The organism is Streptomyces sp. NPDC026377 (assembly GCF_055567715.1).
Genome location: NZ_JBVHPV010000002.1, coordinates 600,667 through 624,896 on the forward strand (window position 1 = coordinate 600,667; position 24,230 = coordinate 624,896).

A 24,230-nucleotide genomic window follows, 5' to 3' on the forward strand; every position below is an offset into this window, starting at 1 on the left:
AACCTCACTGGTCCTTTTCGAGGCGGTACGTACGGTCGCCGGGCGGCACCGTGGAGTCGCCGCCGGGCGCGACGAGCGCGAGCCGCACGTGCTGGGCGAAGGACTCCGCGTACGCGACCCGCTGGGCGTCGAGCGTGCCCAGGGCGAAGGTGATCGGGACGGCCTCCGTGGTCTTGTTGCGGTCGTCGCGGCCGGGGTTGAGGGGGGTGAGCTCGCCGACGGCGATGACCCGGGCGCCGGAGACGATGATCTTCGACTGGGGGGTTTCGCCCTGCTTGGCGGCGGCGAAGGTGGCGAAGATGTTGACGGAGGAGCCGGGCCGGATCTTGCCCGCGACGCCGGTGGACGCGTCGATCATGATGGCGATCTCCTGCTCGCCGGGGCGCAGTGCGGGCCGGTCGGCGATCATGTCGGACTGGAGCAGCGAGCCGGGCCGCAGCGCGGCGGCGGCGACCTTGCCGCGGATCGCGGACAGATCGGTGACGGCGTTGCGGGAGAGCCACCGCTTCGGCATGGACGTCCGGCTGAACAGGTCGGCGCTCAGTTCGGCGTTGGGCTTGATGGTGCTCTTCACCCGGTATGCCGTCACCTCGGGGCCGACCTTGGAGTCGGCGTCGTGGATCACCGAGAGGACCCCGGCGAAGGCCCCGGCGGCACACAGGACCGAGACCAGCAGGAGGATGACGCCGCGGCGCTGACGGGAGTTCATTGACCGTACGACCTCGTTCGATGACGTGGGAGTGGGCGGACGGGCCACCGGGCGGGCTGCGCGGCGGCTAGCTGTACGTACCCGACGCGGGCAGCCGGTGCTCGGGGGCGGGGACGGGGCAGGCGCAGAACCCGCAGCGGTCGCCGATCAGTTCCATGCCGCACCACCGGCACGACTCCCGTCGTACCGATGCCACGAGCTGGTAGAGCACGGACAGATCGGAGAGGTACGCGGCGAACTCGGTGAGCTTGGACGTCCCCCACCACTGGGGCGAATACCCCGGCAGCGGGGCTTCGAGCACCGCGCCGACCTGCCAGGAGGCGGCGAGGTGGACGGTGACCCATTCGGCGGGAGCCGCCGCGCCCGCCACCAGCAGCCGGCAGGCGTAGTCGGGGCCCTCCAGTTCGCCCGTGCCGATCCTCACCAGCTGCGGCGCGGGGTGGGCGACGACCGCGAACTGGCTGCCGGGGAGCCAGGACTTGGCGTGGGCCTTGAGGCCGACCGGGACGCGGTCGAGCCGGGTGACGGAGTTGAGCACGGCCCCGGCGTGCACATAGTGCGCGAGCAGCCGGGCCGAGGAGGCGAGCACCCCGGGGCTGAAGTCGCACACCGACAGCTGGCACAGCTGGCGGGCGAGCACGGCCAGGCCGAGCGGCGGCAGCGGCGAGGCGACCAGCGCGATCCGGTCGCTCTCCAGGATCGAGCGGACCGTGTGCAGCCGCCGTTCATGGGCGGGCGCGAGCGACCGCGGGTACAGCACGACCAGATGGCCGTGCAGGTCGAGCAGGCGGTGCGCGTGGGCGAGCGCGTCGTCGAGGGGCTGGATGTCGGGGGACGAGAGGACCGCGGGCGGCGGCGTGTGGGAATCGGCCGCGGGCAGGACGAGGTCCGGGCTGGTGACGGCTATCGCGGTCGGCACATCAAGTCCCCGTTCACTCGGCCCCCGTTGGGGCCCCGTCACCCGTACGTGATCACCGCACTTCCCCCTGAAGCAGCACTGTATCCACGAGATAGCTGCGCGTGAACAGTCTTCTCGTTTCTGTGATGCCCCGAGGGACGCCAGAGGTCTTGACAACCCGATTGGTCTGGACCAACTTGTACGCACAGCGCGCGCTCCCCTCCCCACCGCCCTCCCCACTCCCCCACCGGAGGCAGCAAGTGAAACGAGCAAGCGGCAGAGTAGCCCTGGCCGTTGCCGTAGCAGGCGCCCTGTCCATAGCCGGGCTCACCGGCACCGCCCACGCGGCGGACGTCAACAACGCGCGCAACGCGGGCTTCGAGTCGGGCCTGACGGGCTGGAGCTGTACGGCAGGCAGCGGGTCCGTCATCCCCTCGCCCGTGCACGGCGGAGCCGCCGCCCTCAAGGCGAGTCCGTCCGGCTCCGACACCGGCCAGTGCGCCCAGAGCGTCGCCGTGAAGCCCAACTCCACGTACACATTGAGCTCCTGGGTGCAGGGCTCGTACGTCTACCTGGGCGCCTCCGGGACCGGCACCAGCGACGTCTCCACCTGGACGCCGGGCACCGGCGGCGGCTGGAACCAGCTGTCGACCACGTTCAGGACCGGCCCCTCCACCACCTCCGTGCAGGTCTACACCCACGGCTGGTACGGCCAGAGCGCCTACTACGCCGATGACATCTCCGTCTTCGGCCCGGACGGCGGCGGGGGCGGCGACCCGGCCCCGACCGTCCCGGCGGCCCCCGGCGCTCTCGCGGTCGGCTCGGTGAGCTCCTCCTCCGTGGACCTGAGCTGGGGCGCGTCCTCGGGCGCGACCGGATACAACGTCTACCGCGACGGCGCCAAGGTGCAGTCGGTGAGCGGCACTTCGGCGACCGTGTCCGGGCTGAGCGCCTCGACCTCGTACCAGTTCCAGGTGACCGCGGCCAACGCCGCCGGGGAGTCCCCCAAATCGGCGGCGGTGACCGCGAAGACCTCGGCCACCGGCACCCCGCCGGGCGGCGGGACCGTGCCCAAGCACGCGGTGACGGGCTACTGGCAGAACTTCAACAACGGCGCCACCGTCCAGAAGATCAGCGACGTGCCCGCGGCCTACGACATCATCGCGGTCTCCTTCGCGGACGCCACCGGAAGGCCGGGCGAGGTGACCTTCAACCTCGACACGGCCGGCCTCGGCGGCTACACCGTCGAGGCGTTCAAGGCGGACATCGCCGCCAAGCACGCGGCGGGCAAGTCGGTGATCATCTCCATCGGCGGCCAGAACGGCACGGTGTCGGTCAACGACTCCACGTCGGCCACGAACTTCGCCAACTCGGTCTACTCGCTGATGCGGGCATACGGGTTCGACGGCGTCGACATCGACCTGGAGAACGGCCTCAACTCGACCTATATGACGCAGGCCCTGCGCTCGCTGTCGTCGAAGGCGGGCAGCGGGCTCGTCGTCACCATGGCGCCGCAGACCATCGACATGCAGTCGACGTCGGGCGAGTACTTCAGGACGGCGCTCAACATCAAGGACATCCTGACCGTCGTCAACATGCAGTACTACAACAGCGGTTCGATGCTGGGCTGCGACGGCAAGGTCTACTCGCAGGGCTCGGTCGACTTCCTGACCGCGCTCGCCTGCATCCAGCTCCAGGGCGGCCTCGACCCCTCCCAGGTGGGCCTCGGTCTGCCCGCCTCCACCAGCGGCGCGGGCAGCGGCTATGTCTCCCCGTCGGTGGTGAACGCGGCCCTGGACTGCCTGACCGCCGGGACCAACTGCGGCTCGTTCAAGCCCCCGCGGACCTGGCCGGGGCTGCGCGGCGCCATGACCTGGTCGACCAACTGGGACGCCAAGTCCGGCAACGCCTGGTCGAACGCGGTGGGACCGCACGTCCACGCCCTGCCCTAGCGGCGGGCCTCCCCGCGCCCGGAAGGGGGCGCGGGGAGACCCTCGTGCTCACGGCTTGGGCAGGGTGCAGCCCGGGCGGCTCAGGTCGACCCGGTTGCCGGTGCCTATGCAGGGGACGATGATGTACGTCTCCTGGGCGTAGTTGATCTTGTAGTGGACGGTGACGTTGCCGTTCTGGTCCACCTCGCACGGGTTGTTCTCGGTGCAGCGCTGGCCGTCCTCGTTGCCGGTGTTGTTCACCGCGACCACCTTGCCGGTGGCCGTGTCGATGACCGGGGAGCCGGAGGTGCCGCCGATGGTCTGACAGGCGGAGGTGTAGCGGACCGAGTCCTTCCAGGTCCAGTCGCCCTCCTTGAGCCGGTACGCGAACCCGTCGATGTTGCAGCTGTAGGTGCGCTTCCAGTAGCCGGAGACCACCTTGATGGCGGTGCCCGCGACCGGGTGCTGGTCGTTGAGGGTGAGCGCGCCGATCCCGTACTGGCTCTGGATCTGCGCGTACGTCTTGCTCAGCTGGTAGACCGTGATGTCGGTGTCGGTCATCGTCGCGTAGCTGACCTTGGTGGCCCGCAGGGTACCGACCTTGCTGCCCGAGCCGTTGAGCAGCGAGAAGCTGCGCGAGGAGGGCTGGTCGGTGATGACCTCGCCGACGGCCGGGAAGCCGGTCTCCAGGCAGTGGCCGTTCGAGAGGATGAGAGCGGGGTCGTTCGGCTGGGAGCTCGGGGTGCGGATCAGCGACCCGGAACAGTTGCTGAGCGCGACCGTTCCGGCGAAGTCGACCGCCTTGACCGTCGCCTTGGCGCCGCTGTGGGTGTGCGGCGCCGCGACGACCGGTGCCGCGCCCGCTCCGACCAGCAGCAGGGCCAGCGCCGTGCCGACGAGAGGCTTCTTCATGTGGGGGTTCCCCTCTGAAGGGTTTCAGGAGTGAGTCCTGAAATTGTCATGAGCATTGTTGGGCGCTCCAACCCCCGGGGGCAACCGTCGGGTTCGGGCCAGTCGGACCGGCCGCTCGTCCGTACGCGCGCGGCGCCCGGAAGGAGCGGCACGGGGCATCCCGTACGCCCGTACGGCCCACCGGGACCGGTCGGACGATCGGATCCGCGGCTCCGGCGAGCACCATGCACTCCATGGAGTCGCGCCGGAACGACCTTGACGGGATATCGCCCACCCGGACCGGGTGAGGAACGGCGCACCTTGACGCTGACATGCCATGCCCAGAAGCTCAGGGTGCGACGCACCACCCCAGCAACGTCGACATGAACACCCCCACCTCTGGATCCCCAGGAGCATTCATGCGACTTCGTACGCGTACGCGCGCCACCCACGCGCCGCGCGGCGGTGCCAGACGTTCGGCGGGTCTCGCGGCCCTCCTGGCGATGGCGCTGGCCGCCCCGCTGACCTCCCACGCCACCGCGTCCCCGGGACCCTCCGCGCGCGAGCGCGCGGACGTGGCCGCCGACGAGACCACCGTCCAGTACGAGATCCACGGCCCGTCCACCCCCGCCGCGCGCACCGCCCTCGCGGCCACCGGGGTCTCCATCGACGAGGTGCGCGAGCACACCGTCGTGGTCAGCGCCGATGCCGGGCAGGCGCGGAACCTGCGCGCGCTCGGCTATCCGCTCAAGGCGCTGCCCGGGCCGCCCGACCGCACGGGCGGCCTGAAGGCGGTGCCCTTCGACTTCCCGTCCGCGGACTCCAGGTACCACAACTACGCCGAGATGACCTCGGAGATCGACCAGCGCCTCGCCCAGTACCCCTCGATCATGAGCAGACGCGTGATCGGCAAGTCGTACCAGGGCCGGGACATCGTCGCCGTCAAGGTCAGCGACAACGTGGCCGTGGACGAGAACGAGCCGGAGGTGCTGTTCACCTTCCACCAGCACGCCCGTGAGCACCTGACGGTGGAGATGGCGCTGTATCTGCTGCGGGAGTTCGGCGCGGGGTACGGGCAGGACTCGCGGATCACCAACATGGTGAACAACCGCGAGATCTGGATCGTGCCGGACCTGAACCCGGACGGCGGGGAGTACGACATCGCCACCGGCTCCTACCGCAGCTGGCGCAAGAACCGCCAGCCCAACTCCGGTTCTTCGTACGTCGGTACGGACCTGAACCGCAACTGGAACTACAAGTGGGGCTGCTGCGGCGGGTCCTCGGGCAGCAAGGGGTCCGAGACGTACCGCGGCTCGGCGGCCGAGTCCGCGCCCGAGGTGAAGGTCGTCGCCGACTTCGCGCGCAGCCGCGTGGTGGGCGGGAAGCAGCAGATCAAGGCGGGGATCGACTTCCACACCTACAGCGAGCTGGTGCTGTGGCCGTTCGGCTACACGTACAACGACACGGCGACGGGGCTGACCAAGGACGACCACGACGCGTTCGCGGCGGTGGGCGGGAAGATGGCGGCGTCCAACGGGTACACCCCGGAGCAGTCCAGTGACCTGTACATCACGGACGGGACGATAGACGACTACCTCTGGGGCGCCCAGAAGATCTTCGACTTCACCTTCGAGATGTATCCGGGTGAGTCCGGGGCCGGGGGCGGGTTCTACCCGCCGGACGAGGTGATCGAGCGGGAGACTTCGCGGAACCGGGACGCGGTGCTGCAGTTGCTGGAGAACGCGGACTGCATGTACCGGTCGATCGGCAAGGAGGCGCAGTACTGCGCCGGTACGTAAGGCGTGTTTGCCCCCACCCCGCCCCCTCCCTGAACCCTCTGGGGGCGGCGGTGAGGGGAGCGGGTCTCTCCCGAGGGCTGTGCGCGGTCGTCAGGCGTCCAGGACCGCCAGGGCGTCGATTTCGATGAGCAGGCCCGGGGGGAGGCCCACGTACACCGTCGTGCGTGCCGAGGCGGGGGCCTTCAGCTCCTGGTCCTCGAAGTACGCGTTGTAGATCTCGTTCATCTCGGCGAAGTGGTCGACGTCGGTGAGGTAGACGCGCATCATCATCACGTCGTCCCAGGTGGCGCCGCCCTCCTCCAGGACCGCCTTGACGTTGGCGAAGGTCTGGAGGGTCTGCTCGCGCAGGGTGGGGCCGGCGACGACGGGTGCCTGGCCGCCGGCCGCCGGGAGGAACCCGACCTGGCCGGCGACCTGGAGGATGTTGCCCTTGCGCACGCCGTGCGAGAACTTCGCGGGCGGGGTGGTGTGGGTGGCGGGGACCAGGGCGGTCTTCTCGTGCCCGTTGCTCTTCGCGGTCATGGACTGCCTCTTCTCTTACGGGGTTTCGGGGGCGGCGCCGGAGTACTCCCGGCTGATGGCCTCCGCGGTGCGGCGCACCAGCGGGAGCAGGGCCAGGAGTCCTTCGGCGGTGACGACGACGTTCGGCGCGGAGACGGACATCGCGGCGACCACGCGGCCGTCCGTGCCCGTCACCGGCGCGGCCACGCAGTTGATGGACTCCTCGTGGCCGCCGAGGTCGCCGGCCCAGCCCTGGTCCCGTACGGCCGCGAGCTCCTTCAGGAACGCGGCGGCGTTCGGCGTCGAACGGGACGTGTACAGGGGGTAGTCGAGCCGGTCGGCGACCGCCCGGCGCTCGGGCTCCGGCAGGTCGGCGAGGAGCAGCTTGGCGACGGCGGCCACCGTGATGGCGACGGGCTTGCCGATCCGCGAGTACATCCGGACGGGATAGCGGCTCTCCACCTTGTCGATGTAGAGCACCTCGCCGTCCTCGTACACCGCGAGGTGGACGGTGTGCCCGATCCGCTCGTTGAGCGCGACGAGGTGGGGGTGGGCGATCTCCCGTACGTCGAGGTTCTCGACGGCCTCCTGGGCGAGCGCGAACAGCCGCGCGCCGAGGCGGTAGCGCTGGTCCTCCTGCCGGTAGACGAGGCCGTGCTCGTGCAGGGTGCGCAGCAGCCGCAGGGCGGTCGACTTGTGCACCCCGAGCCGCTCGGCGACCCGGCCGAGGTCGGCGGGGCCCTGCGCCAGCAGCGGCAGGATGCTCAGCGCCCGGTCGACGGTCTGGCTCATGGCGTACGTACCTCCCTTTCCTCCCCCGTCCAGCCGGGGCCGAGTCGAAGTCTCCCCCAGGCGTCGTCGTCCAGGGCGGCGAGCCGGTCGGCGTGGGCGCGGGCGGGCGGGGCGGTGTGGTCGCCGGGCACGGTGAGCACGGCCGCGGCCATGAGGTGCCCGTGCCGCGCCCGCTCCCGTGCGGGCAGCCCGCGCAGGGTGGCGTGCAGGAACCCGGCGGCGAAGGCGTCCCCGGCGCCGGTGGGGGCGACGACGTGGACGCGGGGGGCGGGGACGACGGTGACGTTGGGCTGCGGGCCGTCCGACGACCGCCGGAGGCTTTCGGGAAGGGGCGGGTTGGGGAACTCGAACACGGTCACCCCCAGGGCGCCCCGCTTCACCACCACCACCCCCACCCCCGGCAGAGCCGCCCGCACCGCCGACACGCCCCGCACCCCCCACGCCTCCTCCGCCTCGTCCTCCCCCACGAACACCACGTCCGCGCCCCGCGCCAGCTCCAGCGACACCCGGGGATCGGAGCCCGGACGCCACAGCCCCGCCCGGTGGTTGACGTCGAAGGACACCAGTGGGCGCCCCGGGCGGCGCGCCAGCAGCGTCCGCATCAGCTCCAGGCAGTCGTCCGACAGCGCGGCGGTGATGCCGGAGAGATGCAGCACCCGCCCGGACCACACGGAATCCCACGGCACGTTCGCCACGGACAGCGCGGAGGCGGCCGATCCGGCCCGGTAGTACGCGACCTCGTGCGTCCCGTCCGCGCGGTCGTCGGCCGTGCGGAAGTACACGCCGGTCGGGCGTCCCGGGTCCCGGCGCACCCCGGACGTGTCCACGCCGTACGCGCCGACCGCCGAGACCAGATGGTCCCCGAAGCCGTCCGCGCCCACCCGGCTGACCCACTTCACCGTGTGCCCGGCGCCCGCCAGCGCGCACGCCACATTGGACTCGGCGCCGCCGACCCCCCGTTCGAAGGAGGGCACATCGGCGAGGCGCCCCGGCCGGGCGGGCAGGAACGCGACCATGGACTCCCCGAGACAGACCGCATCCACGTCCACCCGTCGGCGCTCCCTTCCCCCTGACCCGGCTCACCATTGACCCCGCGTTGGCCCGGATGTTAGACAGCGGTCAGCGAGATACGCAACGGGCGTTGCACATGGTGCAACGTGCGGCGCAGCAGCGATCACGGAGGCTTCCATGGGGTTCCTGGCAGGACTGGCCGAAGAGCGCGTCGACCACCGCTTCAAGGGGCTGCCCCCGGACGCCGACGGTCTGACCGTCGGCGAGCTGGCCGCCCAGCGCCGCAACCTCTTCACGGACGGCTTCACCACCCCCGTCCTCGCCCTCTCCGCCGAGCGCCTGGAGCACAACCTGGCGCTGATGGAGACGTACACGACCCGGCACGGTCTCGCCTTCGCCCCGCACGGCAAGACCTCCATGGCCCCCGGACTCTTCGCCCGCCAGCTCGACCACGGCGCCTGGGGCATCACCCTGGCCGTGCCCCACCAGGTGCGCGTGGCCCGTGCGTTCGGCGTCGAGCGGATCTTCCTCGGCAACGAGCTGGTGGACGCGGCGGCCCTGAAGTGGATCGCCGCCGAGCTGGCCCGGGACGCCGACTTCCGGTTCATCTGCTACGTGGACTCGGTGCGCGGGGTCGAGCTGATGGACGCGGCGCTGACCGGGGCGGCCCGGCCGGTGGACGTGGTGGTCGAGCTGGGCGCGGGCGAGGGCGCCCGCACCGGCGCCCGTACCGAGGCCGAGTGCACGGCGGTCGCCGACGCCGTGGCCGCCACCCGCACCCTGCGCCTGGTGGGCGTGGCGGGGTACGAGGCCGAGGTCCCGGGGGCCACCCCGGAGCGTGTCACGGCCTGGCTGCGCAGACTGACCGCGCTGGCCGCCGAATTCGACAAGGCGGACCGCTTCTCGGGGGCGGGCCTGGACGAGATCGTCATCAGCGCGGGCGGCAGCGCCTGGTTCGACGCGGTGGCGGAGGTCTTCGCCCAGCTTCCCGAACTCTCCCTTCCCGTACTGAAGTTGCTTCGCTCGGGGGCGTACGTCAGCCATGACGACGGCCAGTACCGCCGCGTCACGCCCTTCAACCGCGTCCCGGAGGAGGGCGAGCTGCACCCCGCCTTCCGGCTGTGGGCGCAGGTGGTCTCGCGGCCCGGGCCCGGCCAGGCGTTCGTGAACGCGGGCAAGCGGGACGCGGCGCACGACCTCGACCTGCCCGAGGCGCAGGTGGTGCGCGGGGCGGACGGGACCGAGCGCCCCGCGACGGGGATCGAGGTCACCGCCCTCTCCGACCAGCACGCCTGGCTGCGCACCGACCCGGGCGTGGAGCTGGAGGTCGGCGACTGGGTGGGGCTCGGCCTCTCCCACCCGTGCACCAGCTTCGACAAGTGGCCGCTGATCCCGCTCGTGGAGGCGGACGGCACGGTCGTCGACTACATCCGCACCTATTTCTGATGGCCCTGCTGGACCTCGTCGTCCGTGGTACCCGGGTGATCGACGGCGGCGGGGGCCCCTCCTACCGCGCCGATGTCGGCATCCGGGAGGGCCGGATCGCGGAGCTGCGCCGCGACGGGCCCCGGCTCTCCGGGACCCGGGTCCTGGACGGCGACGGACTCGTCCTGGCCCCGGGATTCATCGACATGCACGCCCACTCCGACCTGGCGCTGCTGCGCGATCCGGACCACAGCGCCAAGGCCGCGCAGGGCGTCACGCTCGAAGTCCTCGGGCAGGACGGGCTCTCGTACGCGCCCGTCGACGACCGCACCCTGACCGAGGTGCGCACGGCCGTCGCCGGATGGAACGGCGGCGCGCCCGGGGACACCGGCCTCGACTTCGACTGGCGCACGGTCGGCGAGTACCTGGACCGTCTCGACCACGGCTTCGGCGGCGAGGGCATCGCCGTCAACGCCGCCTATCTGGTCCCCCAGGGCACGGTCCGGATGTACGCGGTGGGCTGGGAGGACCGGGCGGCCACGCCCCGGGAGCTGGACCGGATGCGGCGGCTGGTGGCCGAGGGCCTGGAGCAGGGCGCGGTCGGCCTGTCCTCCGGGCTCACCTACACGCCCGGCATGTACGCCCCGGACGCCGAACTGACCGCGCTGTGCGAGGTGGTGGCCCAGTACGGCGGCTACTACTGCCCCCACCACCGCTCCTACGGCGCGGGCGCCCTGCGCGCGTACGAGGAGATGGTGGAGCTCACCCGCGCGGCGGGCTGCGCGCTGCACCTGGCGCACGCCACGATGAACTTCGGCGTCAACGAGGGCCGCGCCCCCGAGCTGCTCGCCCTGCTGGAGCGGGCACTGGCCGGCGGCTCGGACATCACGCTGGACACCTATCCGTACACCCCGGGCTGTACGACGCTCGCGGCGGTGCTGCCGAGCTGGGCGGGTGCGGGCGGGCCCGAGGCGGTGCTCGCGCGGCTGCGGGACGGGGCGACGGCCGAGCGCGTCCGCCACGACCTGGAGGTGGTCGGGGCGGACGGCTGCCACGGGGTGCCCGTCGACTGGGAGACGATCGAGATCTCCGGCGTGGGCGATCCGGCCCTCGCGTCCTTCGTGGGCAGGACGGTCGCCCGGTCCGCGCGCGAGCGCGGCGAGACGCCGTGGGCGACCGCCCGTCGGCTGCTGATCGAGGACCGCCTCGGCCCGACGATCCTCCAGCACGTGGGCCACGAGGAGAACGTCCGGGCGATCATGCGCCACCGCGTCCACACCGGCGGCAGCGACGGGATCCTCCAGGGCGCCAAGCCGCATCCGCGTGCCTACGGCACGTTCCCGCACTACCTGGGCCACTACGCTCGTGACCTGGGCATCCTCTCCCTGGAGGAGATGGTCGCCCATCTGACGTCGCGCCCGGCGGCCCGGCTGCGGCTCACCGACCGGGGCCGGGTCCGGGAGGGCCACCGCGCGGACCTCGTCCTGTTCGACCCGGAGACGGTCGCGGCGGGTGCCACCTTCGAGCGGCCCAGGACCCCGCCCGCCGGCATCCCGTACGTCCTGATCGACGGCAGGTTCGTCATCGAGGACGGGCGGCGTACGGACGTGCTGGCGGGGCGGGCGGTCCGCAGAACGCCCACCCCGGCAGGCACTTGACCTGATGTCAGAACACGCGCACGTTACGGGCGGTGTCCCAGAGCATGTCCGCCGCCGGGCTGCCGAGCCCGCCGTGCCCGTCGCCGTGGTAGGCGAACAGCTGGTAGTTGATGGGCCGCATCAGGTCCGCGACCCCGTCCCCGTTGACGTCACCGGTGGCCAGCACCGGGGCGTCGGCGGGCCAGGCGTACGGGAGCTTGGTGCGGCCGCCGAAGGTGCCCCGGCCGTTGCCCGGGTACAGCCACAGGTTCCGGGACCCGTCCCGGGCCGCGAGGTCCGCCTTGCCGTCGCCGTTGAGGTCACCGGGCGAGGCGAGCTGGTTCATGGCGTTCCAGCCGCCGCCGACCTTCAGCCGGTCGCCGAAGGTGCCCCGGCCGTTGCCGGGGTAGGACCACAGCACCCCGGAGGTGTCCCGGGCCAGCAGGTCCCGGCGGCCGTCGCCGTCGAGGTCGCCCGCCGCGCTGATCTCGCGCATCGTGTTCCAGCCGCCGCCGACCTTGACGCGGTCACCGAAGGCGCCGTCGCCGCGGCCCGGGTAGAACCACAGGAGGCCGGAGCGGTCACGGGCGTAGATGTCCTCCTTGCCGTCCCCGTTGTAGTCGCCGTGCCGGGTGAGCTGGGTCATCGCGTTCCAGCCGCCGCCGACGAGTTTGCCCTTGGTCACCCAGTTGGCGTCTCCGGCACCCGACAGGAACCACAGCCGCCCGTCGTCCGCGCGCTCCAGCAGGTCGGGGCGGGCGTCGTTGTTCAGGTCGCCGAACTGCGCGACCGCCGGCAGCCCGGCGGGCCGCTTCTCCTCGTCCTGGACGAACCATTCCATCCACGGCACGCCCTGGGTGACCTCGTAGTCGGTGGTCGCCATGCGGAGGGAGCTGACCTTGTTGTCCCACGTGCGGCCGATGGTGCCGCCGGTGAGGTCGTTGGGGCCGCTGTGCGGGCGGATGTAGTAGCGCTCGCCCTCGTAGTTCGCCTCCGTGGCCAGCGCGACGTAGAGGTCGCTGTTGTTGACGAAGGACGAGATCGAGTTGTTCCAGATGCCGAGGGTGGGGCGGCTGGAGGAGACGATCTCCATCTTGCCCGTGAAGTTCCCGTACTGGAACACGCAGAGCTTCCCCGCCGGGCAGCGGTCGTAGTTCTCCGCGGCCGCCGCCTGCGGGGCAGCGGAGAGGAGGGTGGCCAGCGACGCGGCGACGGCGGTGGCCGTGCCGATCAGACGCCGGGCCGAGGTGGTGCCGAGCATGGGCCGGACTCCGTTCGGAATCAGAGGATCAGTGGACCCGAGAGGTCAGAGGACGAAGTGGGTGGCGCGGGCCTGGGCGTACTGCCGGGGCGCCCGCAGACCGCCGTCCGCCGCGCCCGTGCCCGGGTAGACGCGGAGCTCCTTCTGCCCCGGCGCGTGCGCGAGCAGGTCCGGGTGGCCGTCGCCGGTGACGTCGCCGACGCCCGCCAGCTCGGTGAGCCCGTTCCAGCCGCCGGTGCCGATGAGTTTGCGGTCGCCGAACGTGCCGCGCCCGGTGCCGGGGTAGAACCACAGCTTCCCCGCGGTGTCCCGGGCCACCAGGTCGGAGCGCTGGTCGGCGTTCATATCACCGGCCCCGACCAGCTCGTTCATGACCTTCCAGCCCCCGCCGACCTTCCGGCGGTCACCGAAGGTGCCGTGCCCGTCGCCGGGGTACGTCCACAGGGTGCCGGCGGTGTCGGCGGCGAGCAGGTCGGCGCGGCCGTCACCGGTCAGGTCCCCGGCGGCGGTCAGGTCGGCCATGGCGTTCCAGCCGCCGCCGACCCTGACGCGGTCGCCGAGGGTGCCGTCACCCCGGCCCGGGTAGAACCACAGGACGCCCGAGCGGTCCCGGGCGAACACGTCCTCCTTGGCGTCGCCGTTGTAGTCGCCGTGCCGGGTGAGCCGGGTCATCGCGTTCCAGCCGCCGCCCACGAGGCGGTTGCGGCTGTTGCTCACGTAGGAGTGGTCCGTCCACAGCCGCCCGAACGCGTCGCGCGCGTAGAGGTCGCCGAAGCCGTCGCCGTCCGCGTCACCGAACGCGGCCGCGGCGGGCTGCCCGGCCGGACGCGGCTTGCTCTCGAAGTCGCCCGAGTACGTCGGGAAACGTCCCTCGGTACCGCAGAAGTAGTCCGCCTCGCGGTCCAGGTCGAGCGAGCTGACGCTGTTGTCGAGGTCCGGCCGGGAGCTCTCGTCGAAGGACACCTGGGCGGAGTAGTAGTGCGTGGCCCTGGCCCGCCCCGGGTCGCCGTCCAGGTCCGGCTCGCTGTTGAAGCAGACCGGCATGTCGGTGTAGTTCGCGAACGAGCTGATGCGGTTGTCCCAGGACCCGAGCCGCAGCATGGACCCGGTGACGATCAGCATGTCGCCCCGGCCCATCGGGTCGCTGAAGACACACAGCTTGCCGTAGGCACAGCGGTCGTAGCCGCTCGCGGCCTGGGCGGGCGCGGTGGTGACGGTGGTGACGGTGGCCGCCAGTCCTGCGGTGACGGCGGCCGCGAGCCCGCCGCGTACGAGGCGTGAAGACATGGAACGCACGCGGTTCCCCCCGGGTGTGTGCGAATGCTGTGGAAAGTCAGCGGATCATAGCCCTCCGCCGACGATCAGTTCGAACCAGACCGTCTTGCCGATCCCGTACGGCCGCGGGTGGGCGCCCCAGGCGTCGGACAGCACCTCCACCAGCGCGAGCCCCCGCCCCGACTCGTCGTCCGGACCGGCCGCCCTCGGACACGGCAGCGCGGCGTTCGCGTCGATCACCTCGACCCGGAAGAGGTCCCCGCCGAGCACGCACCGGGCGACGATCTCGCGGCCGACGGGCACGCGCGCGTGGCGCACGGCGTTCGTCATCAGCTCGCTGAGGAGCAGGACGGCGGTGGCGGCCGGTTCGTCGGGGATCTTCCAGGCGCGCGCCTGCTCCGCGAGCAGTGCTCGCGCGCGCGAGACACTGCGGGGCCCGCAAGGGAGCCGCCATGCAACATCCTTCGGAAGGGGGGAAGTTGTGCGATCCATGGCTCATACCGTGCTGGGCCTGGCATAGCCTCAGGGAGTATCAAAGTGGGTACATTCCCGGCCGTACCCGCGAGGTACCCGAAGGGCGGGTTCAATGACCGAGCCGACTTCCCTGCCGCCGATCGCGTGGCGTTACTGCGGCGACCAGGTGAAGCTCTGGCGGGAGAGCGCCGGTGTATCCCGCAACGACCTCTGCAAGGCGGCGGATTACCAGTACGAGTACGTCAAGTCGATGGAGAACGGCCGCCGCAAGCCTACTCTGCGGCTGCTGACAGTGGCCGATCAGATGTGCGGGGCGCAGGGGAAGTTGCTGGCGGCGAACCAGTATCTGAAGCCTGAGCCGTTCCCTGCGCGGTCGCAGGAGTACATGCAGGCCGAGGCGGAGGCGATCGCCATCCACTCGTATCAGCCCCTGCTCGTTCCGGGATTGCTGCAAACGGAGGAGTACGCGCGGACTCTGATCAGTGAGAGTTGCCCGCCGCTGGATGACGAGACAGTGGAGGAGCGCGTGAATGCCCGGCTTCGCAGGCAGGACGCGCTGCGTGCGCGACCGTCGGTAATGTTCGGCTTCACCATGTACGAGGCCGCCTTGCGCACCATGGTCGGAGACCGTGAATGCATGCGGCGTCAACTGCACCACATCTTGGAAGCTGCCAAGTTGCGCAATGTGTCGGTGCAGGTGGTTCCGATGGGCCGGTGCAGCGGTCTTGCCCTTACTGGGTCCGTAGTCCTGTTGGAGACTCCCGACCACGAGTGTTACGCGTACACAGAAGCCCAGACGACCAGCGCGCTTTACACAGATCCCGTCAAGGTCAGTGAGTTGACCCAACGCCATGGCATGATCCGCATGCACGCCCTCAGCGTCGAGGAGTCGGCGGAGTTCATCAGCAAATTGGCGGAGGAGCTATGAGCGACCAGCTCGTATGGTTCAAGTCCAGTTACAGCGACGACCAGGGCGGGGAGTGCGTCGAAGTCGCCCTGGCCTGGCGGAAGTCCAGCCACAGCGATGACCAGGGCGGCGCCTGCGTCGAGGTCGCCGCCTGCCCCCACACCGTCCACGTACGCGATTCCAAGCTCGGCGGGGACAGCCCGACGTTCTCCGTCCCCGCCGCCGCCTGGGCTCAGTTCACGACCGGGATAGCCGGGAGCAGATAGCGGAACACCCGGTCCGCCGGGCCGCGGTCGTCGATCTGGGCGCGGCCCGCGCGTACGGCGTCGTCGAAGTTCGCGGCGAAGTCCGGGCCGGACGCCAGGAGCCGGTCCAGGGTGTCGCGCGTCAGCACGATCGTGGCGTGCGGCTTGTCCACGCCCGGCGGCATGGTGTCGCCGCGGGTGTCGGTGTAGACGAGGACGCCGTCGCGCAGCACCGTGACGCCCGACTGGCCGGTGTTGGTGAAGGTCCACAGCAGGACGACCGGATCGCGCAGCTCGGCCGCGCTCGGGCCGTCAAGGCGGGCGGCGAGGGCCGCGAAGTACTGGGCGGGGTTGGCGTGGTGCACCAGGTCGCCGACGACGGGGCGGGCGCCGGGCGGGCGCGGGCCGGGGCGGAGGTCCTGGGCGGCCGTGAGATAGGCGTTGCGCAGTGGGCCGTACTCGGCGAGGTAGCCCAGTTGGGTCAGCGCCAGGGCCTGCAGCGAGGTGGCGGTCTCCAGGACGGCGGGCGGGACCGTCGCCGGGTCGCAGGCGGCGGCCAGCACGTGGTCGAGGAGTTCGACGACCCGCTCGTAGCGGGGCGTGGACGCGTCGTACTCCGCGCGCGCGGTGGCCAGTACCTCCTCGGCGCCGCCGAGGGCCACCACGTACCGCTTGGCGGTGGCGGCACAGGCGGGGGTCGCGGCGACCGCGTCGGTGGCGGCGACGAACTCGTGGCCGAGCAGGCGGAGCCAGGTCTGACGGGCGGCCTGGGTGGCGGTGCCGACGTAGCCGGCGGCGGAGAACGGCTGGTTCGAGGGCTGGGACTGGCGCCTGACCCAGGCGTCGCGGCGGGCGGCGAGGCGGGCCGTGACGGCCTTCCCGCCCCAGCCGGGCCACTCGTACGCCCCGGCCACGATCTCCGCGACGCCGCCGAACGCCTTCAGGGTCTCGTCCAGGTGGCGGGCGCGTACGTCCCCGAGGCCGCCGAGCAGGCCGGGGGCGGTCAGGTAGAGGACGTGGTGGTCGGGGAGGTAGACGTTCATCTCGGCCGGGGACTGGAGGCCCGCGGCGGGCTGGAGGACCATACGGACGCCATCGGCCTCGACCTCGGCCTCGCCGGAGTGCTGGTGGGTGGGGGGGATGAGGGTGGGCTCGCCGGTGGAGACGGTGAGGCCGGGGCCGCTGTCGACCAGGCCGTACGGTCCCGCCTCCAGACGGGTGCCGTAGGTGTGGTCGACCAGGCAGGCGGTGGCGAGGCCCTCCACGACGTGGCGGCGGACCGCGTCGTCGAGGAAGCCGTCGGGGGCGTGGACGGCGAGGTCCTCGGGGACGGTGTCGCCGCGCTCGGCGAAGAGGCCACGGGAGCCGCCGAAGTGGTCGACGCAGCTGGCGGTGTAGACGAGCGCGCGGACGGGGCGGTGGTCGTCGGTGGTCTCGCGGTAGAGGCGGAGGGCGTACTGCGCGGTCTCGTAGGAGCCGAGGGGGTCGATGACGACGAGTCCGGTGCGGCCTCCGACGATCGTCATGTTGGCGAGGTCGTAGCCGCGTATCTGGTGCATCTGGTGGGTCTGGTGGACGCCGCCGTTCTCCGTGCGGGTGACCTGGTAGAGGCCCGCCATGGCGTTCATCCGGCCCTGGCGCCAGACGCGCGCGTTGACGGAGGGCGGGATCTCGTCCTCGTCGCGCAGGAAGTCGAACCGGGCGAAGTCCCAGGCAGTGCCCCCGTCCCGGGCCGGGATCACGGACACGCCCGGCCGGGCGATGAGCCCTTGCGAGGCGTTACGGAAGTCGGAGACGTCGGACGGGACGCCGTGTCCCCCGGCGGGGCGGTTGGTCCGGAGGACGTACGGGGTCGGCGGGACGGGGTGGGGCTGGGCGTCGGGGTGGTCGTGCGCGCCGTTGCTGCCGTTGGTCATGGGCTGCCTCCCTGGGGGCGTCGCGGGGCGGGAACGTAACGCTGGGGGGAGGGGGGCTGGAAGGGGGCGAGGGGGGTGGGTGGCTGAGATGTGGGGCGGGGCGGGGCGGGGCTTGTGTGCGGGGCGGCGGGGCCTCTCGCGCAGTTCCCCGCGCCCCTTCAGGGCCCGGATTTCGGCTGCGGGCCGGTGGGGGCTGGTCGCGCAGTTCCCCGCGCCCCTTGAATGCCGCTGCGCGGCATCCCGGGGCGCCCCGAAGGGGCGCTTCAGGGGGCGCGGGGAACGGCGCGAGCAACCAGCCACGGCCCGCAGACGACGACTGGTTATAGGGGCGCGGGGAACGGCGGCGCGAGCAACCCGCCACCGGGCCGCAGAGGAACCCCGGGCCGAACAGGGGTGCGGGCAACCCGCCACGGCCGGTGGGTGGCAGCTCGTCGTGGTGCATCTCACCCGGCGTGCCGGGAAAGGGCACAATCCAAGCCGCCACCCCACCCCCAACCGGCGATCCCACGGCCAGCCCCCGGCACCGCATTCCGATAGAAGCCGGGCATCCGCCCACGCACCCCCGACCGGCCCACCCCACGGGCAAACCCCGCGCGTCCCCCGAAACGCGCCCGTAAGGTGACCGTCATGCAGGTGATCCAGTCGACCAAGCTCGCCAATGTCTGTTACGAGATCCGCGGCCCGGTTCTCGAAGAAGCCATGCGGCTGGAAGCGGCAGGTCACCGCATCCTCAAGCTCAACACCGGCAACCCCGCCGCGTTCGGCTTCGAGTGCCCGCCGGAGATCCTGGAGGACATGCTCCGCAACCTCTCCGGGGCGCACGGCTACGGCGACGCCAAGGGCCTGCTCTCGGCACGCCGCGCGGTGATGCAGCACTACCAGACCAAGGGCATCGACCTCGACGTCGAGGACATCTACCTCGGCAACGGCGTCTCTGAGCTGATCCAGATGTCGATGCAGGCGCTGCTCGACGACGGCGACGAGGTGCTGGTCCCGGCCCCGGACTACCCGCTGTGGACCGCCTCCGTCTCCCTCGCCGGCGGCACCGCCGTGCACTACCGCTGCGACGAGCAGGCCGACTGGATGCCGGACCTCGCCGACATCGAGCGGAAGATCACCGACCGCACCAAGGCCCTGGTGATCATCAACCCGAACAACCCGACCGGCGCGGTCTACGACGAGGAGATGCTGCGGGGTCTCACCGAGATCGCCCGGCGCCACAACCTGGTCGTCTGCTCGGACGAGATCTACGACCGGATCCTCTACGACGGCGCCACGCACACGCCGACGGCCGTACTCGCCCCGGACCTCATGGTGCTGACCTTCAACGGTCTGTCCAAGAACTACCGGGTGGCCGGTTACCGCTCCGGCTGGATGGCGGTCTGCGGCCCCAAGGCCCACGCCTCCTCGTACATCGAGGGCCTCACCATCCTCGCCAACATGCGGCTGTGCGCGAACATGCCGTCGCAGTACGCGGTGGCCACGGCGCTGGGCGGGCGCCAGTCGATCGAAGACCTGGTGCTGCCGGGCGGGCGGTTGCTCGAGCAGCGCGACACGGCGTACGACCTGCTCACGCAGATCCCGGGCGTGACGTGCGTGAAGCCGAAGGGCGCGCTGTACCTCTTCCCCCGGCTCGACCCGGCGGTCTACAAGGTCAAGGACGACCGCCAGATGGTCCTGGACCTGCTGCGGGCCGAGAAGATCATGGTCGTGCACGGCACCGGGTTCAACTGGCCCGAGCCCGACCACTTCCGCATCGTGACGCTTCCCTCGGCGCAGGATCTGGCGGGTGCGGTGACCCGGATCGGCAGCTTCCTGGACGGCTACAGCCAGATGTAGCCGGAGGGATCCGGATCCCGCCAGGTGCTGGTCCGCACTCAACTTTAGACAGAATCTAAGATAGGATGGCCTCCTGCGTCAGAAGGAGGTCATTCTCATGTACGAGCCGATCCGGACGAAGTCGGTGCACAGCACGGTGGCCTCCGACGCCGGTGTTCCGCGCCGCTCCCGTGAGGAGGAGCTGGACATCCAGCTCGCCGGGCACCTCGCGGCGCTGCTCGCGGTGACGGACGAACTCGGGCTGACCGAGGCCGGGGACGCGATCGCGTCGCAGGTCGCGCGGCTGCGGGGCGGGCATCCGCCGGTGCGGCACGCGGGGCTGAGCCGGGCGGCGGCGCCTGCCCTGCACGGGCGCGCGCACGCGCTCGCGGGGCGCGCGCTGGTGGTGGCCGCCTCGCGCGCGGACACTGCGGCGGCGATCCTGGCGGCGGAGCGTATGGATGCCCACTCGGCGGCGGCCGCCGCCCTCTGATCGGCCCCGGTCCGCGCGCAGCGGAGGTCCGCGGACCGGGTGCCACATCCCCACCGGCCGAGGCCCGGCCCGGTGGCCGTTTGCTCGCGCAGTTCCCCGCGCCCCTAAAACCAGTCGTCGTCCGCGGGTCGTGGTGGGCTGGTCGCGCAGTTCCCCGCGCCCCTCGAATGCGCCCCTCCGGGGCGCCCTATAGGGGCGCGGGGAACTGCGCGACCAGCCCCCACCGGCCCGCAGCCGAAATCCGGGCCCTGAAGGGGCGCGGGGAACTGCGCGAGAAGCCCACCGGCCCGCACACGCACACCCGGCCGAACAGCGGCGCGGCCCCCCACCCGCGCGCAGGCGCACGCCTACCCCGCCGCCAGCACCAGGATGATCAGCAGAAGCACCACCAGCCCCACCAACAGCGCCGTCCGGGCCCCGGACGACGGTTCGGGGGGTGGGGGCGGGGCCCCGGGGGTGAAGACGTCGTGGCCCGTCAGGGCGGCGCGGCCGCACCACGGGCAGGTCGGCAGGTGCGACCCGTACGTGTGGCCCGGGCGGTCCCGGCACACCCGCACCCGGGCCCGCTCCCGGTCCAGCGCCCGCAACCACTCCTGCGCCGAAGGCCGCGCCCCGGGATCCAGCACCCCGGGGCCGAACGCCGCCCGGGAGAGCTGGAGCAGCTCGGGCGGCAGCACGGACGGGTCCACGGTCCCCCGAGGCACCACGACCCGCTCGGGCCGCACCACGTAACTGATGCTCGCCGCGATGTTGTCCTGGACCGTCGACTCCGGCGTGCTGTCGTGCGGCACTCCCCCGAAGGGGTGGTTGCCGGCCGTCAGCAGCTGGTAGACGAGGACCGCCAGCGCGAAGTCGTCGCTGGCCCGGGTGGCGGGGCCGCCCGCCTGCCGCTCGGGCGCCGAGTAGTCCGTGGTGTGCATCAGACAGGGGAACAGCTCCCCGGTCACCGCGTCGGTGAAGGCGATGGAGTCGCAGTCCAGGAACGTGACGAAGCCGTTCGCGTCGACCACCACGTTGCTGCTGGAGAAATCCCCGATCACCAGCCCCTCGTGGTGCATACGGGCCGTCATGAACGCCAGGTTCCACGCGACGCCGAGCAGGAAGCGCCAGTCGGCCCGCCCGTGGAAGAGCCGCACGCGCTGGGCACGCGTGAACAGGCCCACCAGCTGGACGTGTTCGGGCTCCCCGAACCGCTGCATCGCGTATCCGAGGAACGCGCCGCCCGGCGCCCGCGCGGGCGCGGTCGGCCAGGCGAGCTCGGGCCGCTGCGAGCGGTCGGTGGGGCGCCCGCCGAGCGGGGACATCGTGAGCATCCGGATCAGCCGCCGCTCCTGCTCGGGCCCGGGCGGCTCCCGGTAGAGCTTGACGACGGTGTGGTCGTCGCCCTCCACGGGGTAGACGGCCGCCTGACCGCCCCCCTTCAGCGGCTCGGCGGCGAGGACCACCGGCACCCCGCCGAGCAGCACGGTCCGCCCCTGCGCGGGCCCGCTCATCCGCCCCCTCCGTCCCGTACCGCCCGCAGCAGGGTCTTGTCGTCACCATTGAGCGCGGTCAGCCGGTCGGAGCGGAGCAGCGCGGCGAGGCGGTCGTCCTCGTCGTCCGGCAGGCACCCGCCGGTGTCGAGCGAGCGCAGCACCGACGCGGCGAAGGACTCGTTGGGGACCTGCGGGGCGCCCTGCGACCAGGAGAGCGCGGCCTGGGCGAGTCCGTCCGTGGACAGCAGGACGCCGTCGACGCCGTCGTCCCGTACGCAGTCGGTCCGCACCCGGCGGGCGGCCTCCGGGGTGGTGACGAAGACCGTCTCGTTGCTGTACTCGCTCACGGCGGCGGGCTGCGGCAGGAGGTGGAACTGCCGTTCGCCGTCCTCCGTCCCGGCCCGCAGCACCACGAACCCGTCCCCGACGCTGACGTGCCCCAGCCACCCGGGCGCGAGGACCACCACGGTCAGGGTGGTGGCGTGGTCCCCGGCCGCCTCGCCCGTACGGTCGAGGAAGCCGTCCACGACCCGCTGGAAGCCCTGGCGCAGCAGCCGGTGCGCGGTGGGGCCGTCCGCCCACGGGGCGGGCAGCCGGGAGAAGTGCTCCACGGCGAGGCGGACCGCGAGCAGGGAGCCCTCGCCGGAGCGCGGCCGGCTGCCCGCGCCGTCCGCGACGGCCAGGACCGTGACCGGCCCGTCCGTCGAGCACCGCCAGGCGTCCTGGCAGGGGACGCCGTCCCGGCGGTGCCGGTAGCCCTCCACGCTCAGCCCGTGCACCCGCCAGCTCCCGTGCGCGCGCGTCCCCATGGCCCGCTCAGGCTTCCCAGGCCGGGCGCTGCGTCTTGAACTGGCTGAAGATCTTCTCGAAGACCTCGTCGCCCGCGCCCTTGGTCTCGGCGCTGGCGCTCGCCGACATCATCTGGAGCAGCTGGCGGAAGGGGAAGCCCTGGAGGCGGGCGTTGAACTTCGGCGCGTACGCCTGGAGCACCTGCTCGGCGAGGTCGGTCAGGCCGCCGACGCCGATCGCGTACAGCCGGAAGCGGCGGGCGGCCTGCTCGTCGGCGAGGACGGGGACGAGCCGCTGCCAGGTGCGGCTGATGTGGCCGGTGCCGTCGGTCGGCAGGCCGTCGGTGACGAGGCAGATCTGCGGCCGGTAGTACTGCAGACCCTGGGAGCGCAGCTCGGTCTTGCGGGCGGCGACCACGTGCATGGCGAGCTCCAGCGCCTCGGTCATCAGGGTGACCCCGGAGGCGGCGAGCCGGGGCGGCTCGAACATGTGGGCGGCGACGAACGGGCCGACCGGGGAGCCGGGTTCGAGCGGCTGGCCGCCGCGCCAGGCGGTGACGCCCCGGCCGCCGAAGGTGATGACGGCGACCTCGACGCTGTAGCTGAGGCTGACGTCGTCGTGGAGTTCGCGGGTCCACTCGCTCAGGGCCTGGTTCAGCGCGTCGATGGGCGGGCCCGCCATCGAGCTGGAGGTGTCCAGGCACAGCACCAGCGGCAGCCGCTGGGCGTTGTTCTCGAACTCGATGTCGGCGTACTCCGCCGGAAGCGTCCTCGGTGGCTGCTGCTGCCTGCGCATCTGGCCCCTCCCCGTCCTTCGGTGTCCTCGCCGCGCCTCACCGGCCGTGCGGCGCCCTGCTGGTGACGTTGCGTCCGTCGTCGGCGTACGTGCGGGCGTACAGGATCCCGGCGTCCTCGCCCCGGCCCTCGCTCACCTCGACGCGGGTGCCGGGGGCGGGCGCGGGCGCGGTGGGCTCGGCCCAGACAGCCCGGCGCAGGCACTGGTCGAGCTCGACGTACCCCTGCGGGTGCAGCGCGGTGCGGACGACGGCGGTACGGCGCGGCGCTCCCGTACCGCCGGGCTCGCGGCCGGGAGCGCGGTGCCTGCCGGGTACGGCGGCGGTGCCCGCCGGGCGCGTACGGGCGGCGGGCACGGCCGACGGGCCCGCCCCGGCCGGCACGGCATACGCCGGGCGCGGGCCGCGTGAGCGGCGGACCGCGTAGACCAGCGCGGCCATCAGGAGCAGCAGCAGGGTGGCGGTGCCGAGCAGGGGGACGAGCAGCGAGGAGCCGTCGTCCGCGCCGCCGACGCTGTCGGAGTTGCGGCCGAGCTCGGCGGCGAGCTTCGCGTCCAGGAGGTCCTGGCCGTGCAGGGGCTTGGCCTTCTTGCCGTCGGCGACGAGCTCGCACAGTCCGCTCTCGCAGACGCCCGCCTCGCGCAGCGCGTCCAGCGTCCTGCCGTCGAGCCGGGTGATCTCGGCGTCCGGGTCGACGAGCCGGTCCCCGGCGAGGACGAGCAGCAGGGTGCCGCCCGCGCCGGTGGGATGCCCGGCCGGGACCGTCAGGACCAGCGGGCCGCGGTCGAAGGCGGCTTTGCGCTGGGAGAGCTTCCAGTCGGCGGCCTTGCCGTCGAGCGCCAGCGGCCGGTGCAGCGTGACGAGCACGGCCGGGTCCTGGGCGTCCACCCGCCCGGCCCAGCAGCCCAGCCGCTCGGCCAGCTTCCCCGAGCAGGACCCGTCACCGGCGGCGGCCGGAAGGGCCGCGGCGAACAGGGCCGCGGCCAGCAGCGCGGCCGTCGCCCCCGCCCGCCGCGCACCGCGCGGACCACACAGCTGCGCCATGGGTGAATACCTCCCCGTCCCCCGGAAAAGCACATCGCAAATATGGCGCCACCGGCCGCCGTGCGTAAGGGCTTTGGCCATTCCGGGGCTGTTCCCGGGCATTTCCGCGGCCTTTTCGGGACCGCTCCCGGGCGGTAACCGAAAAC

Annotated in this window: 22 protein-coding genes; 8 read left to right on the forward strand and 14 right to left on the reverse strand. The window is 72.2% G+C overall.

What is annotated here, in order from left to right:
• Nucleotides 1-4: 4 nt before the first annotated feature.
• Together cpaB and ACZ4MU_RS06955 are read right to left on the reverse strand one after the other, a co-directional pair.
• Nucleotides 5-709, reverse strand: a complete 705-nt coding sequence (gene cpaB, locus ACZ4MU_RS06950; RefSeq protein WP_467871897.1) for a Flp pilus assembly protein CpaB — start codon at nt 707-709, stop codon at nt 5-7.
• 67 nt (nt 710-776) lie between these two features.
• On the reverse strand, nt 777-1,628 hold the full coding sequence (locus tag ACZ4MU_RS06955; protein ID WP_467871899.1) for a hypothetical protein: 852 nt from the start codon (nt 1,626-1,628) through the stop codon (nt 777-779).
• A gap of 125 nt (nt 1,629-1,753) precedes the next feature.
• On the opposite strand from ACZ4MU_RS06955, the gene ACZ4MU_RS06960 reads away from it, so the two are divergent.
• On the forward strand, nt 1,754-3,559 hold the full coding sequence (locus ACZ4MU_RS06960) for a chitinase (protein WP_467871901.1): 1,806 nt from the start codon (nt 1,754-1,756) through the stop codon (nt 3,557-3,559).
• Nucleotides 3,560-3,607: 48 nt separating this feature from the next.
• On the opposite strand, the gene ACZ4MU_RS06965 is transcribed toward ACZ4MU_RS06960, so the two are convergent.
• Nucleotides 3,608-4,450, reverse strand: a complete 843-nt coding sequence (locus tag ACZ4MU_RS06965; RefSeq protein WP_467871903.1) for a S1 family peptidase — start codon at nt 4,448-4,450, stop codon at nt 3,608-3,610.
• A gap of 398 nt (nt 4,451-4,848) precedes the next feature.
• On the opposite strand from ACZ4MU_RS06965, the gene ACZ4MU_RS06970 reads away from it, so the two are divergent.
• Nucleotides 4,849-6,228, forward strand: coding sequence for a M14 family metallopeptidase (locus ACZ4MU_RS06970; protein WP_467871906.1), 1,380 nt, complete (start codon nt 4,849-4,851; stop codon nt 6,226-6,228).
• Nucleotides 6,229-6,318: 90 nt separating this feature from the next.
• Here the strand turns inward: ACZ4MU_RS06970 and ACZ4MU_RS06975 are convergent, their stop codons facing one another.
• Genes ACZ4MU_RS06975 through ACZ4MU_RS06985 form a run of 3 tightly spaced genes read right to left on the reverse strand, consistent with a single transcriptional unit; the run spans nt 6,319 to nt 8,537 of the window.
• Nucleotides 6,319-6,750 (reverse strand): RidA family protein, encoded by a 432-nt coding sequence (locus tag ACZ4MU_RS06975; protein ID WP_467871909.1) that lies wholly within the window; start codon nt 6,748-6,750, stop codon nt 6,319-6,321.
• A 15-nt stretch (nt 6,751-6,765) separates the two neighbouring features.
• The gene (locus ACZ4MU_RS06980) at nt 6,766-7,521 is read right to left on the reverse strand and encodes an IclR family transcriptional regulator (protein ID WP_467871911.1); all 756 of its coding nucleotides are present in this window, start codon (nt 7,519-7,521) and stop codon (nt 6,766-6,768) included.
• A complete protein-coding gene (locus tag ACZ4MU_RS06985) occupies nt 7,518-8,537 on the reverse strand; it encodes a sugar kinase (RefSeq protein ID WP_467872264.1) in 1,020 nt (339 codons plus the stop codon). Before ACZ4MU_RS06985 ends, ACZ4MU_RS06980 begins: the two co-directional genes overlap by 4 nt.
• Before the next feature lie 172 nt (nt 8,538-8,709).
• Here ACZ4MU_RS06985 and ACZ4MU_RS06990 point away from each other — a divergent pair, with 172 nt between their 5' ends.
• Nucleotides 8,710-9,978, forward strand: coding sequence for an amino acid deaminase (locus tag ACZ4MU_RS06990; RefSeq protein WP_467871913.1), 1,269 nt, complete (start codon nt 8,710-8,712; stop codon nt 9,976-9,978).
• 8 nt (nt 9,979-9,986) lie between these two features.
• Nucleotides 9,987-11,615 carry an N-acyl-D-amino-acid deacylase family protein gene (locus ACZ4MU_RS06995; protein WP_467872267.1) on the forward strand — a complete coding sequence of 543 codons (1,629 nt, stop codon included), beginning with the start codon at nt 9,987-9,989 and terminating at the stop codon, nt 11,613-11,615.
• Between the two features lie 7 nt (nt 11,616-11,622).
• On the opposite strand, the gene ACZ4MU_RS07000 is transcribed toward ACZ4MU_RS06995, so the two are convergent.
• The 3 genes from ACZ4MU_RS07000 to ACZ4MU_RS07010 are packed head-to-tail and all read right to left on the reverse strand — an operon-like array spanning nt 11,623 to nt 14,622.
• Nucleotides 11,623-12,855, reverse strand: a complete 1,233-nt coding sequence (locus ACZ4MU_RS07000; RefSeq protein ID WP_467871916.1) for an FG-GAP-like repeat-containing protein — start codon at nt 12,853-12,855, stop codon at nt 11,623-11,625.
• 45 nt (nt 12,856-12,900) lie between these two features.
• Nucleotides 12,901-14,142 (reverse strand): FG-GAP-like repeat-containing protein, encoded by a 1,242-nt coding sequence (locus ACZ4MU_RS07005; protein WP_467871919.1) that lies wholly within the window; start codon nt 14,140-14,142, stop codon nt 12,901-12,903.
• Nucleotides 14,143-14,196: 54 nt separating this feature from the next.
• Nucleotides 14,197-14,622, reverse strand: coding sequence for an ATP-binding protein (locus ACZ4MU_RS07010; RefSeq protein ID WP_467871922.1), 426 nt, complete (start codon nt 14,620-14,622; stop codon nt 14,197-14,199).
• Nucleotides 14,623-14,716: 94 nt separating this feature from the next.
• On the opposite strand from ACZ4MU_RS07010, the gene ACZ4MU_RS07015 reads away from it, so the two are divergent.
• Both ACZ4MU_RS07015 and ACZ4MU_RS07020 read left to right on the forward strand, forming a co-directional pair.
• Complete coding sequence (locus tag ACZ4MU_RS07015; protein WP_467871925.1) at nt 14,717-15,532, forward strand: helix-turn-helix domain-containing protein; 816 nt, start codon at nt 14,717-14,719, stop codon at nt 15,530-15,532.
• Nucleotides 15,529-15,777 carry a DUF397 domain-containing protein gene (locus ACZ4MU_RS07020; RefSeq protein WP_467871927.1) on the forward strand — a complete coding sequence of 83 codons (249 nt, stop codon included), beginning with the start codon at nt 15,529-15,531 and terminating at the stop codon, nt 15,775-15,777. The genes ACZ4MU_RS07015 and ACZ4MU_RS07020 overlap by 4 nt, the downstream gene beginning before the upstream one ends.
• Here ACZ4MU_RS07020 and ACZ4MU_RS07025 read toward each other — a convergent pair.
• The gene (locus tag ACZ4MU_RS07025; protein ID WP_467871929.1) at nt 15,744-17,672 is read right to left on the reverse strand and encodes an alkyl sulfatase dimerization domain-containing protein; all 1,929 of its coding nucleotides are present in this window, start codon (nt 17,670-17,672) and stop codon (nt 15,744-15,746) included. The two genes, ACZ4MU_RS07020 and ACZ4MU_RS07025, sit on opposite strands and share 34 nt — an antisense overlap.
• Nucleotides 17,673-18,299: 627 nt before the next feature.
• On the opposite strand from ACZ4MU_RS07025, the gene ACZ4MU_RS07030 reads away from it, so the two are divergent.
• Together ACZ4MU_RS07030 and ACZ4MU_RS07035 are read left to right on the forward strand one after the other, a co-directional pair.
• Nucleotides 18,300-19,511, forward strand: a complete 1,212-nt coding sequence (locus ACZ4MU_RS07030) for a pyridoxal phosphate-dependent aminotransferase (RefSeq protein WP_467871932.1) — start codon at nt 18,300-18,302, stop codon at nt 19,509-19,511.
• 97 nt (nt 19,512-19,608) lie between these two features.
• A complete protein-coding gene (locus ACZ4MU_RS07035; RefSeq protein WP_467871935.1) occupies nt 19,609-19,983 on the forward strand; it encodes an SCO4983 family protein in 375 nt (124 codons plus the stop codon).
• A 347-nt stretch (nt 19,984-20,330) separates the two neighbouring features.
• On the opposite strand, the gene ACZ4MU_RS07040 is transcribed toward ACZ4MU_RS07035, so the two are convergent.
• The 4 genes from ACZ4MU_RS07040 to ACZ4MU_RS07055 are packed head-to-tail and all read right to left on the reverse strand — an operon-like array spanning nt 20,331 to nt 24,084.
• Entirely contained in the window at nt 20,331-21,476 is a 1,146-nt protein-coding gene (locus tag ACZ4MU_RS07040) for a hypothetical protein (protein ID WP_467871938.1), read from the reverse strand.
• Entirely contained in the window at nt 21,473-22,237 is a 765-nt protein-coding gene (locus ACZ4MU_RS07045) for a PP2C family serine/threonine-protein phosphatase (protein WP_467871941.1), read from the reverse strand. Before ACZ4MU_RS07045 ends, ACZ4MU_RS07040 begins: the two co-directional genes overlap by 4 nt.
• A 37-nt stretch (nt 22,238-22,274) precedes the next feature.
• On the reverse strand, nt 22,275-23,042 hold the full coding sequence (locus ACZ4MU_RS07050) for a vWA domain-containing protein (protein WP_467871944.1): 768 nt from the start codon (nt 23,040-23,042) through the stop codon (nt 22,275-22,277).
• Nucleotides 23,043-23,079: 37 nt separating this feature from the next.
• Nucleotides 23,080-24,084: a hypothetical protein gene (locus ACZ4MU_RS07055; RefSeq protein ID WP_467871947.1), complete on the reverse strand. Its 1,005-nt coding sequence runs from the start codon at nt 24,082-24,084 to the stop codon at nt 23,080-23,082.
• Nucleotides 24,085-24,230 lie beyond the last annotated feature (146 nt).